Origin of the sequence: Sphingobium sp. TB-6 (genome assembly GCF_012927365.1) — a bacterium.
Taxonomy (GTDB): domain Bacteria; phylum Pseudomonadota; class Alphaproteobacteria; order Sphingomonadales; family Sphingomonadaceae; genus Sphingobium.
Genome location: NZ_JABBGL010000006.1, coordinates 261,645 through 278,606, shown reverse-complemented (window position 1 = coordinate 278,606; position 16,962 = coordinate 261,645). Strand labels below are relative to the sequence as shown.

14 protein-coding genes are annotated in these 16,962 nt (G+C 64.0%); all 14 read right to left on the bottom strand.

Translation table 11 applies throughout. The features are described 5' to 3' along the window. Positions 1-362: 362 nt before the first annotated feature. Complete coding sequence (locus HHL26_RS11170) at positions 363-1,493, bottom strand: FAD-binding oxidoreductase (RefSeq protein WP_066558505.1); 1,131 nt, start codon at positions 1,491-1,493, stop codon at positions 363-365. Further along, the gene (locus HHL26_RS11165) at positions 1,493-2,863 is read right to left on the bottom strand and encodes an FAD/NAD(P)-binding oxidoreductase (RefSeq protein WP_066558501.1); all 1,371 of its coding nucleotides are present in this window, start codon (positions 2,861-2,863) and stop codon (positions 1,493-1,495) included. Before HHL26_RS11165 ends, HHL26_RS11170 begins: the two co-directional genes overlap by 1 nt. Next, positions 2,845-3,153 carry a (2Fe-2S)-binding protein gene (locus tag HHL26_RS11160; protein WP_066558500.1) on the bottom strand — a complete coding sequence of 103 codons (309 nt, stop codon included), beginning with the start codon at positions 3,151-3,153 and terminating at the stop codon, positions 2,845-2,847. The genes HHL26_RS11165 and HHL26_RS11160 overlap by 19 nt, the downstream gene beginning before the upstream one ends. Next, positions 3,150-4,982, bottom strand: coding sequence for an ABC transporter ATP-binding protein (locus tag HHL26_RS11155; protein ID WP_066558492.1), 1,833 nt, complete (start codon positions 4,980-4,982; stop codon positions 3,150-3,152). Before HHL26_RS11155 ends, HHL26_RS11160 begins: the two co-directional genes overlap by 4 nt. Then, positions 4,979-5,800 (bottom strand): ABC transporter permease, encoded by an 822-nt coding sequence (locus HHL26_RS11150; protein ID WP_066558490.1) that lies wholly within the window; start codon positions 5,798-5,800, stop codon positions 4,979-4,981. The genes HHL26_RS11155 and HHL26_RS11150 overlap by 4 nt, the downstream gene beginning before the upstream one ends. Then, a complete protein-coding gene (locus HHL26_RS11145) occupies positions 5,797-6,789 on the bottom strand; it encodes an ABC transporter permease (protein ID WP_066558488.1) in 993 nt (330 codons plus the stop codon). The genes HHL26_RS11150 and HHL26_RS11145 overlap by 4 nt, the downstream gene beginning before the upstream one ends. Beyond that, positions 6,789-8,318, bottom strand: a complete 1,530-nt coding sequence (locus HHL26_RS11140; protein WP_066558482.1) for an ABC transporter substrate-binding protein — start codon at positions 8,316-8,318, stop codon at positions 6,789-6,791. The genes HHL26_RS11145 and HHL26_RS11140 overlap by 1 nt, the downstream gene beginning before the upstream one ends. Next, positions 8,318-9,601, bottom strand: a complete 1,284-nt coding sequence (locus HHL26_RS11135; protein ID WP_066558476.1) for an FAD-binding oxidoreductase — start codon at positions 9,599-9,601, stop codon at positions 8,318-8,320. The genes HHL26_RS11140 and HHL26_RS11135 overlap by 1 nt, the downstream gene beginning before the upstream one ends. An 8-nt stretch (positions 9,602-9,609) precedes the next feature. Continuing rightward, complete coding sequence (locus HHL26_RS11130) at positions 9,610-10,278, bottom strand: haloacid dehalogenase type II (protein WP_066558472.1); 669 nt, start codon at positions 10,276-10,278, stop codon at positions 9,610-9,612. A 283-nt stretch (positions 10,279-10,561) separates the two neighbouring features. Then, positions 10,562-11,488 carry a glyoxylate/hydroxypyruvate reductase A gene (locus HHL26_RS11125; protein WP_066558470.1) on the bottom strand — a complete coding sequence of 309 codons (927 nt, stop codon included), beginning with the start codon at positions 11,486-11,488 and terminating at the stop codon, positions 10,562-10,564. Beyond that, positions 11,485-12,534: a PepSY-associated TM helix domain-containing protein gene (locus HHL26_RS11120; RefSeq protein WP_066558468.1), complete on the bottom strand. Its 1,050-nt coding sequence runs from the start codon at positions 12,532-12,534 to the stop codon at positions 11,485-11,487. The genes HHL26_RS11125 and HHL26_RS11120 overlap by 4 nt, the downstream gene beginning before the upstream one ends. 99 nt (positions 12,535-12,633) lie before the next feature. Beyond that, complete coding sequence (locus HHL26_RS11115; protein ID WP_066558464.1) at positions 12,634-14,775, bottom strand: TonB-dependent siderophore receptor; 2,142 nt, start codon at positions 14,773-14,775, stop codon at positions 12,634-12,636. A 337-nt stretch (positions 14,776-15,112) separates the two neighbouring features. Further along, positions 15,113-16,324: a heparan-alpha-glucosaminide N-acetyltransferase domain-containing protein gene (locus HHL26_RS11110; RefSeq protein WP_169576101.1), complete on the bottom strand. Its 1,212-nt coding sequence runs from the start codon at positions 16,322-16,324 to the stop codon at positions 15,113-15,115. Positions 16,325-16,352: 28 nt separating this feature from the next. Next, positions 16,353-16,961: a hypothetical protein gene (locus HHL26_RS11105; RefSeq protein WP_169576100.1), complete on the bottom strand. Its 609-nt coding sequence runs from the start codon at positions 16,959-16,961 to the stop codon at positions 16,353-16,355. Between the last annotated feature and the right edge of the window lies 1 nt (position 16,962).

The following is a 16,962-nucleotide window of genomic DNA, read 5'->3' as shown; positions in this document are numbered from 1 at the left end:
TTTGGAGATGTCGATGCCAAGGGTTTGTGGTAGATCATTGCTCATCTTTTCCGTGTCCCATGCTTGTCATCCGGGCCACAAAGCCCCGGTATCCGTTCGGGCCTGAAGGAAAAGAAAGGGGCGATCCAACTCTAACCCGGTCCCTGATCGACCGGCATCGATGCGCGATCCGTCCCCTTCCACCCGTTCCGGGGTGGCCACCCCGGAACGGGCATCTCATCCTGACCCAAACGGACAACAATGTCATAAGACAAGCATCGAGCGCAAAAGTGGGAACCGGCTTTGCGCAAAAAACGATGCGACAACAAAGAACTAGAGCGCGAGCCCTGCGTCTGATTTAGCGCAGCGCGCTCTAGAGAGGCTTATTCCGCGAAACGCCCAATCTGATACGGCTCCATCGGAATATCCGTCCCACCCTTGGCAATGATTTCCGCCATCGTCTCGCCCACGCCCGGCCCGATCTGGAAGCCTGCACCCGAAAAGCCGAAGGCATAATAAAGCCCGCTGGTCGTGGCGCTCGGCCCCATGACCGGCTGGCTGTCGGGCATATAGCCCTCGATCCCCGACCATACGCGGATGATGTTGAGCTTGCCGAGCGCAGGCGCCAGTCGTCGGATCTGCTTCAACTGGCTCAGCGTATTCTGCGGCAAAACATAGCTGCGATAGTCGTCCGGATAGGACGGTCCCCGCGTACTCCCGCCCAGCACGATATTGCCGCGTGCGACTTGCCGGAAATAGACGGTTTCCTCCTCCAGTGGCGTCATGACGCCGACAGCGGGGTGGATCGCATAGGGCACCGGTTCGGTGACGCTCATATTCGGCCCTTTGGGAACGATGGGCACCGGCTCGCCAAATTGCGAGGACAGCGCATTGCCCCAGGCGCCCGCCGTGATCAGCAATATCGGTGCGCGGAATTTGCGGCCATCCTCGGCGCTGACGAGGAAATCCTCACCCACCTTCTGCGCGTCCACGATCTTCGTATTCTCGTGGATCGCAGCACCCATCCGTTGTGCCGCCCGCGCAAAGGCAGGCGCGGCGAGGCGGGGGTTGGCATGCCCATCCATCGCGGAATAGGAACCCGCCAGCACATCGGCCCCGAAAAAGGGAAATTTCGCCCGCAGCGCGTTGCCTGTCAGTAGTTCGAGGTCCAGCCCCTCAAGCCGCGCCTTGTCGGCATAATCCTCCATCGCGCCGACCAGTTCGGGCCGGTCGCGATAGCAGACGCGGATATGCCCCGACTGGAGATATTCCACATCCGCGCCCAGCAATTCCCGCGACTTGCGCCAGATGGCGATGGCGCGATTGGCGAGCGGAAGTTGATGCAGCGCACGCCCCTGCCGCCGAACATTGCCGAAATTGGTGCCGCTCGCCTGCCGCCCGATCAGGTCGGTTTCCAGCAGCGTGACCGACAGCCCATGGCCGCGCAGGAACAGGGCGGCGGAGCTGCCCATGAGGCCGCCGCCCACGATGATGACGTCGCTTGCCCCGCTCATTATTCTTCTCCGATGGCGATGGGCAGGGGTTTGACCGGCGCTTGCCCGCGCAGACGGCCGACCTGCTCGACCGGGATATTGGCCTCGGCGGCGATGAGTTCCGCCGCCGCGAGGCCGCAATAGCGCCCCTGACAGCGCCCCATGCCCACGCGGCTGAAGGCTTTGGCGCGATTGGCTTCTATCGCGCCGGTTTCGCGCATCACCGCACGCAAATCGCCCGCGCTGACGGCCTCGCAGCGGCAGACAATCGCCTCGTCGGGCAGGGCCGCCGCCTGATTGGCGGGCCAGGGAAAAGCCTTGGCCAGCCCCCGCGCAAACTTCGCATAGCCCGCCACATCTCGCCGCAGCGCCGTCATCTCGCCGCGGTCCACCGCCAAGCCGAGATCGGAGAGCGCGGCCAGGGCGGCCAGCTTCCCGCTCGCCTCCGCCGAACGCGCGCCGAGGATTTTCGCGCCGTCGCCCGCCAGATAGACGCCCGCCATGCTGGCTCGCCCATCCTGGTCGCGCTTGGGAAGCCACTGATGCGTCCCCGCGTCGAAGGCGAATTCGCAGCGCGCCAGATCGGCCAGTTGGGTTTCGGGACGGAGGTGGTAGCCGACCGCCACCGCATCGCAGGCAATCGTCCTTTCCTCACCCGAAGCAGTGCGGAAGCGGACGCCGTTCACGCCGCTGTCCGCATCGCCCATGATCTCTACGGGGGTGATCTGGTGGAGCACGGGAACGCCCGCTTTGCCGAGCTTGCGCGTGAGCTGGATGCCGTTCCACAGCACCGAAGGCATGGCGAGAAGGTCGGGCAGCGCCTTGATCCGGGCGCCCGCCGGCGAGGTGTCGAGGACGGCAGCGACCTTCGCCCCGGCCTCCACATATTGCGCGGCGACGAGATAAAGCAGCGGCCCGGACCCCATGAACACCACTTCATGCCCGATCGACACGGCCTGCGACTTGAGCGCCACCTGCGATCCGCCAAGGCTGTAGGTGCCCGCCAAATTCCAGCCCTTGACCGGCATCAGCCGATCCGTCGCGCCGGTGCAAAGGATTAGCGCATCATAGGGCAGCGTGTCCTGAACATGGCCGCAAGCCGTCCAGACCTGGCGGTCGGCAATGTTCCACACCAATGTTTCCGGCCGATAGTCGATCTGCCCCTTCAGCGCATCGAAACTGTCGTGCAGCGCCTTCGCCCGCCCGGCCTCGGTGCCGTAGAGCTTCTCATAGGGCCGCGTGAAATTATCCGGCTGACGGCGGTAGATCTGCCCGCCAGCGCGCCGCGCCTCGTCGATGACGATGGGGCGCAGGCCCGCCTTCACCACCGCTTCCGCCGCCCGCACGCCGGATGGCCCTGCGCCGACGATGATTATGCGTGGTTCGGCCATGTCGCCTCCGGCTGGCTGGTGAGGATGCGCTGGCCCGCAGCCGCGAGCGTGGAGCAGGCGCGCAGGCGGTCACCGCCCTCCGTCCACACCCAGCAATCCTGACAGGCGCCCATCAGGCAGAAGCCTGCGCGGCGGCCATCTCCGAACTCCGACTGGCGCAGCGTGCCGCCGCTGCTGAGCAGCGCGACCATCAGCGTGTCGCCCTCCAGCGCCGTCACCGACTGGCCGTCGACATGCAGCGTGACCGGAGGACGATCGGTTTCCCCCAGACGAACGAAGCGCCCGCTCATGCGGCGACGCCCTGGACTTGCGTCAAAGTTTCTTCTCCATGGTGGCATAGGATGCCGTTGCCCTTGGACAGCTTGTGGCGCGGCGGTGGCGTGACGTTGCACAGCCCGTCGATCCGCGCCGGGCAGCGGGGCAGGAAACGGCAGAGGTCAGGTTCATCGGCTGATGCGCCGATCGGGGGAAGCGAACGGCCTGCGCCGCTTTCCTCCAGCCAGCCGGCGCGCATTTCCGGGACGGAGCCGATCAGCAGGTCGGTATAGGGGTGGAAGGGTGCGGCACGGAACGCCTCCCGCTTGCCCATGTCCACCATCGTGCCCGAATAGAGGACGAGTATGTCGTCGCATATGGCGCGCACGGTCGAGATGTCGTGGCTGATGAACATATAGGCGACGCCCAGTTCCTTGCGCAGTTCCGCCATCAGGTCGAGGATCGCCGCGCCCACAACCGTATCGAGCGCCGACGTCACCTCGTCGCAAAGGATCAGTTCGGGGTCGGCGGCCAAGGCGCGGGCGAGGTTGATGCGCTGCTTCTGCCCGCCGGACAGTTCGCCGCAGCGCCGGTCGATCACCGAGGCGGGCAGGCGGATGAGGTCGAGCAGTTCCAGCACCCGAAGCCGCGCCGCATTCCCTTTCAGGCCATGATAGAAGGTCAGCGGGCGGGACAGGATATTGCCCACCGAATGGGCCGGGTTGAGCGCGGTGTCGGCATTCTGGAACACCAACTGGATGCGCCGGAACTGGTCGCGGCTGCGGCCTTTGAGGCCCGGCGGCAAAGGCTCGCCGTTCAGCAGAACCTCGCCCTGCGCGGGGGGCAGCAGGCCCGCGATGACGCGTGCCATGGTGGACTTGCCCGATCCGGATTCTCCGATCACGCCCAGAGTGGCGCCGCGCTCCATGCGCAAGTTGATGTCGCGCAATACCGGAATGCGCGGGCGGCCATCCTTGCCGATCTTGCCATAGCCCGCCGTCAGCCCACGGATTTCGAGCAAGGGCGCGGCGGGTAGGTCGGCTTGGCTGGGCGCCGGGCGCACGGCGGGCCGGGCTGCGGCCATCAGCGTCTTGGTATAGTCGTCGGCGGGACGGTGCAGTATCTGATCCGCCGCGCCTTTTTCCCGGATACGGCCCTGGTTCAGCACCACTATCTGATCCGCCATCTGCGCGACCACAGCCAGATCGTGCGACACATAGATGGCCGTCGCGCCGCGCTCCAGCACCACCGCCTTGAAGGCGCGCAGCACCTCGATCTGGGTGGTGACGTCGAGCGCGGTGGTCGGCTCGTCGAGGATCACCAGCTCAGGATCGGTGACGAGCGCCATCGCCGCCATCAGCCGCTGCAATTGCCCGCCCGAAAGCTGGTGCGGATAGCGCGAGCCGATGGTGTCGGGGAAGGGCAAAGCCAACGCACGAAACAGCTCGATCGCCTTCTTCTGAGCCTCCGCGCGCGACATGAGATTGTGGATCAGCGCCGGTTCGATCACCTGATCCATGATCGTGCGAGAGGGGTTAAAGGCAGAGGCGGCCGACTGCGCGATATAGGCGATGCGGTTGCCGCGCAGGGCGGCAAGGCCTCTGGCGTCGAGCGAGAGGATTTCGGACTCGCCCACGCGGATGCTGCCGCCAGCGATCTTCGCGCCGGGCCGGGCGTGCCCGAGCATGGTCAACGCTATGGTCGTCTTGCCCGAGCCGGATTCTCCGATCAGCGCCAGCACTTCGCCCCGCTTCAGGGCAAAGTCGATCTCGCTGACGATGGGGAAGACTTCGCCCGCCGCATTGCGGGCGGTGACGCGCAGGCTCCTGACCTCGACATGGGCTTCTTCGACATGAGCGGTCATGCGCGCTTCCCCTTCAGCCCGTCGATCAGCAGGTTGACGCTGACGGTCAGCGTCGCGATCGCAATGGCGGGCACTAATATGGCGGGGGCGCCTTCGCCAAGGCCCGAGATATTCTCACGCACCAGCGAACCCAGGTCCGCATCCGGCGGCTGCACGCCAAGGCCCAGGAACGACAGGCCCGATAGCAGCAGCACGATGAACACGAAGCGCAGCCCGAAATCCGCGAGCAGCGGGTGGATCATGTTCGGCAATATTTCCTTCCACGCGAGGTGAAAGCGCCCTTCGCCTCGGGCGCGGGCGACCTGCACATAGTCCATCTGCACGAGGTTCACCGCCAGCGCTCTGGCGATGCGGTAATTGCCCGGCACATAGGTCACAGCCGCGATCAGCAGCAGCAGCCCCAGCGAGGAGCCGAACGCCGCCACCAGAACCAGCGAGAAGATCTTGGACGGGATCGAGATCAGCGTGTCCATGAAGCGCGACAGCGGCTCGTCCACCTTCGGCCCGCCCACGGCTGCGGTGAGGGCCAGCGCCGTGCCGGTCGCGCTCGCCAGCATCGCGGCGGCGGCGGCAAGGCCCACCGTATAGCGCGCTCCCGACAGCAGGCGGCTCAGCACGTCGCGGCCGAGATAGTCGCTGCCCAGCCAATGCTGTGCCGACATCCCGTCGAACACGTCATAGGCGACGAAAGCGCCGACCGGATAGGGCGCGAGAATCGGCCCGAAGACCGCGACGGCCAGCCAGAAGAGGACGAAGATCAGCCCGATCTTGGCGGACAGCGGAAGGGCTTTGGCCCAGCGGAGGGAGGAAGCGGTCATTGGGCTCGCAGCCTGGGGTTGGCGAGGATGGCGGTGACGTCCGCGATCAGCATGAGGATGAGATAGGCCGCGCAGAAGATCATCGCGCAGGCCTGCAGCAGCGGCATGTCGCGGCTGGTGACGGCGTTCACCATCAGGCTTGCGAGGCCGGGATAGTTGAAGATGGTCTCGACGATGATCGCGCCGCCCAACAGGTAGGAAAGGCTGAGCGCCATCGCATTGACGATCGGCGCGACCGCGTTGGGCATGATGTGCCTGAGCACGACCCGGACCGGAGCCACGCCCTTCAGCACCGCCATTTCGACGTAAGGCCGGTCCATCTGGTCGATCACGGCGGCGCGGGTCATGCGGGCCATCTGGGCGATGACGACGATGCTTAAGGCAAGGATCGGCATCGCCGCGCCGCGCAGATAATCGCCCCAACTCATATCGTCCGCGACCAGGGCGATGGAGGGCAGCCAGCGCAGCTTCACCGAGAAGATCAGAACCGCCAGCGTCGCCACCAGAAATTCCGGCACCGCGACCATGGAGAGGGTTGAGATATTGAGCGCCCTGTCGAGCTTGCCGCCCCGGTTCATCGCGGAACCGATGCCGATGGAAAGCGCCACCGGCACCGCGACCAAGGCGCTGAGCGCCGCCAGCAGCAGGCTGTTAGGCAGGCGGCTGGAGATGACTTCGGATACGGGCAGATTGGCGACCAGCGACTGGCCGGGATCGCCGCTCACCATGCCGCTTAGCCAGCTTACATAGCGTTCATGCGCGGGCCGATCGAGGCCCATGTCATGGCGCAGCGCGGCGACCTGCTCAGCGGTGGCGCTTTGGCCCAGCGCCTCCTGCGCGGCGTCGCCGGGGAGGAGTTGCGCGATGGTGAAGACCACCAGCGACACCAGGAGCAATGTCAGGAGCGACGAGGCAAAGCGCTTGCCAATCAGCGCAAGCGCCGCCTTCGCGCCGGAAGAGGAGGATGGAGATGAAGAATTGGGCGCCATCAGCCTTCCCACCACACATGTTCGGCAAATTGATAGCCCATCAGGCCGCCTGTCGACATGGATTGCAGTCCCTTCAAACGCCGGTCGTAACCGTCGATCAGACTGATGAAGACCGGGATGGCGACGCCGCAGCGATCATGCACCAGCCCCTGCATTTCGCCGTAAAGCTGCTTGCGGCGGGCCTGATCCGCTTCGCCCCGCGCTTCGATGAGCAGCCTGTCGAAATGCGGGTTCTTCCAGCCGGACTCGTTCCAGTCCGCGTCGGACTTGTAGAAGAGGCTGAAGACGAGGTCGGCGGTCGGGCGCGGGTTGGTGTTGCCGAAGGTCAGCGGGTGCTTCATCCAGTGGGTCGACCAGTATCCGTCGGCCGGCACCCGGTTGACCGCCAGGTTCAGCCCGACGCGCGAGCCATATTCCTGCATGATCGACGCCATGTCGACCGATCCGTCCGCCGCCGGGGAGGCATAGACGGGCAACCGCACGCCGCTGAGCCCGGCGCGCTGAAGGTGCCATTTCGCCTTGTCGAGATCGAGCGATGTCTGCGGCAGGTCGGCGCGATAATAGGGATGGAAGGGCGGGATTGGATGGTCGTTGGCGATGGTCGCATAGTCGCGATAAAGCGCCCGCTTGATGAGAGGCCGGTCGACCAGATATTTCATCGCCGCGACGAAATGGGGATTGTTCGTCGGCGCGCTGTCCTGCCGCATGATGAGGTTGGTGTAGAGGCCGGACTTGCTTTCCAGCAGCGCATGGCGGCTGGAGGCGCGGACACGCTTGGTCGATCGTGGATTGACCGCGATGATGAGGTGCACGTCGCCCGACAGCAGCGCATTGACCCGGCTGACCTCGTCGGGGATGCCGATCAGTTCGATCTCTTCCAGATAGGGCTTGCCGTTGCGCCAGTAATTCGGGTTGCGCCGGGCGAGCGTGCGCACGCCGGGGCGGAACTGGGCGCAGCGATAGGGGCCGGTGCCGTTGGCGCTGTGGAAATCCTTCGTCCCTGCGCGCAGGATCAGGAAATGCGACTGGGCGAGGATGGTCGGCAAGTCGGCATTGGGGCCGGTCAGGCGGATCGTCAGGTCCAGCGGGCCGGTTGCTTTCACTTCCGCGAACTGCTCGGCAATGGTCGCCATTTTGGAGCCGGTCGCGGGATCCTTGTGCCGCTGGAGCGACCAGGCCACATCCTTCGCGCTCAACGTCGCGCCATCATGGAAGGTCACGCCCCGGCGCAGGCGGACATGCCAGTTTTGCTGGTCCTTGCTCTCGATCCGCTCGGCCAAAGCGGGGCGGGGGATCAGGTTGCGGTCGAGCTGGGTCAGCCCGTTATAGAACATATAGTGCCGCACATAGTCGGTCGACAGCGCGCCCTTGGCCGGATCGAGCGTGTCGGCGGTGGAGCTGGATAGGCTCGCCACGCGGATGCGCCCGCCGATGCGCGGCCGGGGCGCCGCGAGCGCGGTTTCGGGCAGCAGCAATCCTGCCCCCAGCGCGCCCAGCATGTTCCGCCGGGAAAAGGAGAAATCGTCCATCAATGGATCACGTCCTGCCATTTATACCACAGGCCGACGATCGGCAGGAACCAGGGCTTGCCGAAATGGCCGGGCACGCTCGGCCAGGCGAGGCCGTCCCACGGATTGGCGGAGGTTTCCCCACCCATCACCCGCGCCATCATCTGGCCCATATAGGTCGCCATCTGCACGCCATGGCCGCTATAGCCCATGGAATAGAAAAGCCCGTCCTGCTCGCCCGCGCGCGGCAGGCGGTCGGCGGTCAGGTCCACCATCCCGCCCCAGACATGATCGACGCCCACGCCCTTCAGCGCCGGGAAGATTTCAGCCATCGTCTGTTCGAGGATGTGCCCGCTTTTCAGGTCGGAGCGCGGATCGCTGATCGCAAAGCGGGCCCGCCCGCCGAAGATCAGCCGGTCGTCGGCGGTCAGGCGGAAATAATTGCCGATATTCTTGCTGGTCACATAGTTGCGCCGTCCGGGCAGCAGCCTGTCGATCAGCCCATTGTCGAGCGGTTTGGTCGCGATGATGAAGCTTCCCACCGACACGATCCGCCGCCGGAAGAAACCGAAGGGCGCGGCAGCAGGCGCACCCCCGGTCGCGACCAGCACCTGGGAGGCCGTGACCTGCCCTTTGGGCGTCGTTACCCGCCAGCCGCTCGCCAGCCGATCCAGTCCGGTGACTTCGGCATTTTCATAGATTTTCGCGCCCGTCCGCGCTGCCGCTTCCGCGAGGCCGACACCAAAGCGCGCCGGGTTGAGCTGTGCGCTGGTCGTCTGGATCAGCGCGCCGTGAAAGGCGTTCGATCCCACTTCCTCACGGATGCGCTCCGGCGGCACGAGGCGGACATTCTCATCCACCTCGCGGACAAGCAGGTCATGGGCGCGGACCAGCTTTTCATAATGTTTCTGCTTGGCGGCGAGCTTCACCCGGCCGCAGCGGTTGAAGGCGCAATCAATGCCTTCCTCCGCCACGATCCGCTCGACCATATCCACCGCGTCGCAATGGGCGCGATAATAGGCCTTGGCGACATCCTTGCCGAAACGGGCGGAGAGAGCGCCATAGTCGTGGGCCGTGCCGTTGTTGCACTGGCCCCCGTTGCGACCCGAAGCTTCCCCGACCACGCGCCCCGCCTCCAGCAGCACGACGCTCGCGCCGCGCTTGGCCAGCGCCAGCGCCGCCGAAAGCCCGGTAAAGCCGCCGCCGATAATGGCGACGTCGGCCTTGCCGTCGACGGACCCTTGCGCCCCGCCGGTGAAGGCGGGTGCGCTTGCGAGCCAGTAGGAGAGGGGGGATGCGCTCATCGCTGGGATCAGAGACCCACGACCGCCGGCAGAGCGCCGATATGCGGGATTTCGACGTCGCGATAGAAGGGGTTGGACGGCTCATGCCCGCGCCCCACGAACACGCGGCAGCCAAAGCGCAAGTCGGTCGCGGTATTCTGGTCGTAACGAAAGCTGGAGGAGACGTGCATCATCTCTTCGGGCTTCGCGCCGAGCTGGTCGAACATATATTCGAACGCCTGCATCCGGGGCTTGTAGGCCTGCGCCATCTGCGCGGTATACACGGCGTGGAAGGGCGCGCCCAGCATGGCGACATTGTGATGGATCTGGTCGTTCATCGCATTGGACAGGATGACGAGCGGAATCTTGTCCCCGATCTTGGAAAGGCCGCCCGGCACATCCTCATGCGGACCCCAGGTCGGCACGGCGTTATAGACTGCGTCGGCGTCGGCTTCCCGATATTCCACGCCCCATTTCTTGCAGGTGCGGCGAACGGAGTTGCGGATGACCTCCTGATAGGGCTTCCATGCGCCCAGCACTTCATCCAGCCGATAGGCGCCCCAGTCCTTGCAGAAGGCGGGCAGGTCTTCGGCGGCGACGCGATCGGCCATGAAGGCGGTCGCCATCTCGGTCATGCGGAAGCGGGTCAGCGTGCCGTAGCAGTCGAAGCTGATATATTTGGGACGGAAGTTGGGCATGGGTGGAACTCCCCTTGGTTGAGCATGGCCGGTGGGCCGTTTCGATGAAGCCATTACGACATGGGCTGTCCGGAACATGTCTCCGATTGGCTTGCGATGGGGCGCAGATTTGGACCTTTTATCACGATCTTTCGGCATAGTTTGCTGTCGGCCAATCGGGAGAGCGATCGGGTTGATGAAGGAGGGTTTTGAGCGGGGTGAACGATCAGGAAGCAGCAGATAATATCGCCATTCTTCTTCCTCCTTCGTCGCTCCCGCGAAGGCGGGAACGACGATAAGAGAGTTAGTAACCCCGATCTGGGCGGACTTCGCCGTCCATTGGCAGGCCAGCCTCAAACTTGCGGATATTGGCGATCAGCGCCCGTGCGGCAGTGTCGGCCCGAGTCATGCTGGCGATATGGGGCGTCAGCAGGATGCGGGGATGATCCCAAAACGGATGCTCCTGCGGCAGCGGCTCCGGCTCTGTCACATCCAGAATCGCAGCGGAAAGATGACCCTCATCGAGCAAGGACAGCAGATCATGCTCCACCAGATGCCCGCCGCGCCCGACATTGATAAGCACGGCGCCGCGCGGCAGTTTCGATAGAGTCTTCCGGCACAAAATGCCGCGCGTCTCCGCCGTCAGCGGCACCAGGCAGATAAGGATGTCGCAGTGCGCCAGAAACGTGTCCAACTCCGCCTCGCCCGCATGGCACGCGACGCCCTCAATCTCATGCCGAGTCCGGCTCCAGCCCGAAAGCGCGAAGCCGAAGGGGCGCACCGCCTTCAGCACCGCCTGGCCCAATTGCCCCAGCCCCATCACGCCCACCCGCCGCTCGGCGGCAGGCACCAGCTTGACCGGCGCCCAGCGATGCTCCCTTTGCGCCAGGCCATAGTCGATGAAGCCCCGATGCAATGTCAGCACTGCCCCGCAGGCATATTCGACCATGCCCTCAACGATCCCCGGCTCGATCATCCGCACCAGCCGGACATAGGGCGGCAGCTTGCTCATGTCGAACTGGTCGATCCCGGCGCCGACCGAGAACAGCGCTTGCAGGCTCGTCAACCGCTCCAGCAATTCACGCGACGGATCCCAGGCCGCAAGATAGCGGATCGCCGCAGGATCGTTCATTTCTTCCGGCGTCACAAAGGCGATGTCCGGCGCTTCGGCAGCGAAGATTTCCCGCCAGATGCGCCCGCGTTCGGGATCGGATGTATAGAGCAAGGTCATGCCATCTGCTTTCTTGCGGCGGACCGGCGGCGCATGGCCTGAGCCTGCCACCACATCAGCGGTCCGGAAAGGGTAAGGGTGAGCAGCGCCAGCGCGACCAGCATCAACACCATCGGGCCGGTCATGCCGAGACTGTTGCCCGTGTGCAGCGGCAGCACCGTCATCCAGAGCGCACCATTCTTCTCCGCCCGCGTCGCGCTGACGATATGCGGATCGGTCAGCGTCACGATGGCGCGATGCACGGCGCGGGGGTTGCGCTCGGGCGCGTGGAAATTGGCGACCAGCCGCTCATCGGTCAGGCGGAAATCGCGCAAGGCACTGTCGGGAAAAGCGCTCTGCGCCAGCGTCAACGCCCGGTCGATCGCGGGGGCGCTCGCAGCGGGCCGCTGAAGGGCGGGGGCGTCCGCGCCGATCAGTTCCGGCACCACCAGCAACAAGCCCGTCACCGCCATGAAGCCCAGCAGGACGGACATCAGCACCCCTACCGTCCGATGCAACTGCCGCAGCACCAGCCGGAAGGCCATATTCCAGCGGACCGAGAGCTGCTTCGAGATAGGCCCCTTTTTGGGCCACCAATAGGCCAGGCCTGTCCCCGCCATCGCCAACAGGGCCAGCGCATTGAGCAGCACGACCGCCATTCCGGCCTTGCCCGCCATCAGCCGGTAATGGAGTTGAAGCGCGGCTTCGACCGGAAAGGCCCAGACTGACCCCTTGCGCAGTACGCCGCCGCCCGCCGGATCGACCGACGCATAGCGCGTCGCTCCGCGTGCATCGGTCAGTTCCGCAAGGTAAGTCGCTCCCTCGACATCGGGCGCGAAGAGGCGCGCGACGGCAAAGCCGGGCAATGCCCGCTCCGCCCTGGCCACCGCTGTCCCGGCCGAAATATCGGGCGCCGTGCCATGGCTGACCAGCCCCGCCGGATCGATCCAGCGCGCCACCGGCCCGCGATAGAGCAGCAGCATTCCGGTCGTCGCCTGCACAAGCAGGAACGCGGCCATGGCAAGGCCGATATATTTGTGAAGGCGAAGCCATCGCGCCCGGTTCATGGTCTTTTCCTAACATGGAAAGACCGCCGGCGACCCTTCAGGCTTGGAGGGCAGGTCGCCGGCGGCCAATCGGAACCAAAGGTTCCGAATGTCAGCAGATCAGAAATCGAACGTCGCGCGGACCGTGAAGGAGCGCGGCGCACCCGGCTGGACCCACAGCGCCGCATAGGAGCTGGCGTAATATTTCTTGTCGAACAGGTTGTTGACGTCGGCTGACAGCTTGATCTGGTCGGTGATGTTGAACGAACCTATGACCTTCACCAGCGTATAGCTGGGCAGGAAGAAGGTCGTCGCCGTCTCGCCCAGCCGCCGCCCGACATAATTCACGCCCGCGCCCAGCATCGCTTCATGATTGCCGATCGAGAAATTCTTGAACAACAGGGCATTGGCCTGATGCTTGGGAATGTTGATCAGCGGATCGCCCTTGCGGATCGGCTGCGAGAAGTTGGGGTCGAGCGCGTTGGTCGCCCAGCCCGCATCGGTATAGGCATAGGTCAGGAACAGCTCGAACCCGGCGGGCAGCTTGGCATTGAGGTCGAATTCGACGCCCTTGCTCTCGGCCGAACCGACCGGCTTGGAGAAGCCCGCATTGACCGGATCAGTGGTCAGCACGTTGCTCTTCTTCATCTTGTAGAGCGAAATCGTGCTGGTGATCTTGCCGTCGGGCGTCACGAACTTGCCGCCGACTTCATAGGACTTGCTGATTTCCGGGTCGAAGGGGTTGCCGTCGAAACCGACGCCGCTGTTCGGGCGGAAACCCTTGCCATAGCTGGCATAGAGCGAAATGCTGCTCGTCGGCTCGAACACCAGACCGGCCATTGGGCTGAACTTGGTGTAGGACTTCTTCGGATTGGTGTTGTTCACCCGCAGATCGATATCCTGCGCGAAATCGTCATAGCGACCGCCGAAGCGAACCTTGAACTGTTCGGTGATCTCGACCTGGTCCTGGGCATAGATGCCCCAGGCCTTCTGGATCTCGGTCGAATTCTGGATCACCGTAGTCGGGGTCGGTGCAGGGATGTTATAGTTCGGATTGAAGATATTGATCGAATAGGACTGATCCGCAGCGCTCGGCCGATAGCGGGTCTGATAGGTGTCGATCTTGAACCGGTCCCAATCGCCGCCGATGCGGATATTGTGGACGATCGATCCCGTTTCGATCTTGCCGCTGATTTCACCACGGAACACCATATGGCTGGTGCTGTAGTCGCGATAGCGGCGCTGACGGGACAGGGTCATGCCATCATTGTCGAGCCGCTGGCGGCTGAGGACCAGTTCCGGATCGCTGGAAAAGCCCCGGAAGATCGTATCTTTGTAGCCTGCACCCAGCATCAGCGTCCAGTCGTCGCTGAAGTCATGCTGATATTGCGCCTGATGGCCCAGCACCTTGACCTTGGTCGGGCCGTCATTGGGGTTGCCCAGGAAACGCGAATTGGGGATGGCGCCCAGATTATAGGAGATGCTGCCATTGCTCTGCACGGTCGGGATTGCGACCACACCACGCTCGAACGGCACTTCCTGGTTCACATATTCCATTTCATAGGTGAACAGATCCTTGTCCGAGAATTTTGCAAGGAAGGACGGCGTCAGCACATATTTGCGGGTGTGGACCGTGTCGCGGAAGCTGTCGGCATCTTCTGCCGCGCCGTTCAGGCGCACCGCGAACATATCGTTGATCGGCAGGTTGAAATCGCCCTCGACCCGATAATTGTTCCAGCTGCCGCCCGCGATGCCGAAGCTGCCGAAGGTCTTTTCCAGCACCGGCTTCTTGGTGACGATGTTGATCGTGCCGCCCGGCTCGCCGCGCCCGAACAGCGCCGAGTTCGGACCCTTGAGCACTTCGATCCGCTCGACATTCGAAGCGTCACGCGGGCCGCCATAGCCACGGCCGCCGTTGAAGCCGTTCACCAGGAAGCCGCTCGGGAAATTCTCGTCCCCGGCAAAGCCGCGAATGGCGAAGCTGTCCCACAGGCCGCCGAAATTATTCTGCTTCGACACGCCGCTCGCCAGTTCCAGCGCGGTGTCGAGGCGGGTGATGTTGAGATCGTCGAGCAGCTTGCCTTCCAGGAACTGCACCGCCTGCGGGATTTCCTTGACCGGCGTGTCGCCAAAATATTGGCGCTTCATGGCGGTGACGACGATTTCTGTTGTTGCTGCCGTCTGGGCCTGAACGCCCGGTGCGAAGGCGATGGCGGCGGCGCTGGCAGTCAAGGCCAGACGAAAAGCCGAATTTTTGCGCATAATGCTTACCCCTATTAAAATCGCTGTTCCCATATGTCCTGCGAAACGGGGTGAGCCGGCCTTATCTTTTCTTTCTCTCCAGTCGGACATCTTTTGGGTCCTTTTCTCCGGGGCCGGTCACGGGGTGTTTTTTCACCTCTTGTTGAATGCAGGCTATGTCTGCATTGCAGAAATATTACGTCAAACTTGGCACTCCCCACAGTGAAAAATAGGGAAAAGGGGTCTTGGACGGCAGGATTCACCGGGCTGTTTTCCAGCGTCTTCGCACCCCCGAAATCCCAAGAAAAAGGCCGCCTTCCGGGTGGAAGGCGGCCAGGGAACCCGCAGGCACTCGGGATCAGAGATATTTAAGCCACCAGATGTCCTTGCGCCGCTGCTTGAGCTGCGCGAACCAGCGCGTGGGGAAGTAAAGCACCGGGATCAGGATGAAGACCCAGATCCACACCCAGCGCAGATGATCGACGCCGAACACCGTGCCCTTGGTCGGGCCGTAAAGGACCAGCGCGACATTGTAGATGACCTTCAGCGTGTAGAGGTGCAGGACGTAATAGAACATCGGCGCGCCGCCCAGCAGAGCGAGGTGCGGCATCGCCTTGCTGTCCTGCCAGGCTTCGAACGCCGCCAGCAGCAGGCAGCCTGTGCCGATCGTCGGCATCAGGAACAGCAGCGAGGGCGGATATTTGGTGAGCGCCAGGAAGCTCATCACCGTGCGCAGCGGCGTTTCCGCGATGAACCATGGCTTGTCGCCGTAGACGTTCAGGGTGCGGATCAGGACGAAACCGATGAGGAGGCCGAGGCCCAGCATGACCAGCCGCTTGATGCGCTTTTCCGGATCGCTGCCCTTGGCGAACCACGGCCCGCAGGCATAGCCGAGCAGGATCACGCCGATCCACGGCAGGACCGGATAGGTCGTCTTGAACAGGGTGCCGGCGATTTCGAACTTGTCGCGCTGGTGCAGCAGCGCCCAGGGGATGAAATAGGGGGAGTCCGCCGTCAGCCTGATGGGGTCGAGCAGATTGTGCAGGCAGACGATGGCCAGGCCCACGGCAAATTGTGCCGGTCGCGGCAGATGGAGCAGCGCGGCCAGCGCGATCATGCTGAGGCCGATCGCCCAGATCACCTGCAACCAGATTGCCGTCGGCGGGAAAGCGGGCGCCTGCGTCGGCCAGGCATAGCCGACGACCGTAAACTCCAGGAAAATCAGGAACAGGCCGCGCTTGAACAGGAATTCCGATACCTGCCCCTTGCTGTGCGACTGACCGTAGAGCCAGGCGGAAAGCCCGGTCAGCGCCACGAAGGTCGGCGCGCAGAAGGTCGAGAGCAGGCGGGTGAAGAACAGCCCCGGATCGGTCGTGTTGGCGTTCACCGGGTCCGTGACCTGCAAGTGCAGGAACCAGGTTTCACGCACATGGTCGACCAGCATGAACAGCATGACGAGACCCCGCAGCGCATCGATGGCGATCAGTCGCGTGCGCGCCTTGGCGGCGTCCATGGGGGAGGCGGAAGCCCGAAGGCTTATGGGGGGCGCTTGGCCCGCGATACTGCTCATGGCACCTGTCCTCTTATTCCTTATACGCTCACTCAGCCTTGGGCTGATAGAGATCCTTGTAGAAGCCGACCGTCTTGACGGTGACGGTCACGGGCGTTTCGCCCTTGTTGCGGAAATACCAGCCGTGGATGCCGCCGAAGGGGGCGGTGAAGTCGCCCTGACCGCCGTTGATCTCCAGCTCCTTCCAATAATCGGTGAAGGCGTCGTTGGCGGCGTTCAGCTCCTCGCCATGCATCTCCGCCTTGATCGGGCCGCTCGACTTCCATGTGAAGATGAAGCTGTCCCCCTTTTCCATATGCGCCTTCACCTCCTGACCGCTGTGCGGGGGCAGGCTGATGGTCATTTCATCCTGACGCCAGGGCGTGGACTTGGAGATGCTGGCCTTGCTGGGCGTGGGAATATCGCTCGCCGTGACGGGGGCGGGGGCGGCAGGCGCCGCTTGCGCCTTGCCCGCGACCATGCCGGTGAGGCCCAGTGCCGTGCCGACGCCGGTGGGATCGATGCCATATTCGGCGGGCAGCACGAACAGCGTCAGGATCGCGGCGGCGGCGATCACCGCGCCGCCGGTCGCCTTGGCGAGCGTGGAGGGGGAGGGCGAAATTTGGGCAGGAAGCGCGGAAATACTCTGCGTGTTCATG

Coding starts and splice junctions, on each gene's coding strand:
- HHL26_RS11105 (WP_169576100.1), bottom strand. CDS start 16,961: ATGAACACGCAGAGTATTTCCGCGCTTCCTGCCCAAATTTCGCCCTCC.
- HHL26_RS11120 (WP_066558468.1), bottom strand. CDS start 12,534: ATGAACCGGGCGCGATGGCTTCGCCTTCACAAATATATCGGCCTTGCC.
- HHL26_RS11115 (WP_066558464.1), bottom strand. CDS start 14,775: ATGCGCAAAAATTCGGCTTTTCGTCTGGCCTTGACTGCCAGCGCCGCC.
- HHL26_RS11140 (WP_066558482.1), bottom strand. CDS start 8,318: ATGGACGATTTCTCCTTTTCCCGGCGGAACATGCTGGGCGCGCTGGGG.
- HHL26_RS11160 (WP_066558500.1), bottom strand. CDS start 3,153: ATGAGCGGGCGCTTCGTTCGTCTGGGGGAAACCGATCGTCCTCCGGTC.
- HHL26_RS11145 (WP_066558488.1), bottom strand. CDS start 6,789: ATGGCGCCCAATTCTTCATCTCCATCCTCCTCTTCCGGCGCGAAGGCG.
- HHL26_RS11135 (WP_066558476.1), bottom strand. CDS start 9,601: ATGAGCGCATCCCCCCTCTCCTACTGGCTCGCAAGCGCACCCGCCTTC.
- HHL26_RS11170 (WP_066558505.1), bottom strand. CDS start 1,493: ATGAGCGGGGCAAGCGACGTCATCATCGTGGGCGGCGGCCTCATGGGC.
- HHL26_RS11155 (WP_066558492.1), bottom strand. CDS start 4,982: ATGACCGCTCATGTCGAAGAAGCCCATGTCGAGGTCAGGAGCCTGCGC.
- HHL26_RS11130 (WP_066558472.1), bottom strand. CDS start 10,278: ATGCCCAACTTCCGTCCCAAATATATCAGCTTCGACTGCTACGGCACG.
- HHL26_RS11110 (WP_169576101.1), bottom strand. CDS start 16,324: ATGAGCAGTATCGCGGGCCAAGCGCCCCCCATAAGCCTTCGGGCTTCC.
- HHL26_RS11165 (WP_066558501.1), bottom strand. CDS start 2,863: ATGGCCGAACCACGCATAATCATCGTCGGCGCAGGGCCATCCGGCGTG.
- HHL26_RS11150 (WP_066558490.1), bottom strand. CDS start 5,800: ATGACCGCTTCCTCCCTCCGCTGGGCCAAAGCCCTTCCGCTGTCCGCC.
- HHL26_RS11125 (WP_066558470.1), bottom strand. CDS start 11,488: ATGACCTTGCTCTATACATCCGATCCCGAACGCGGGCGCATCTGGCGG.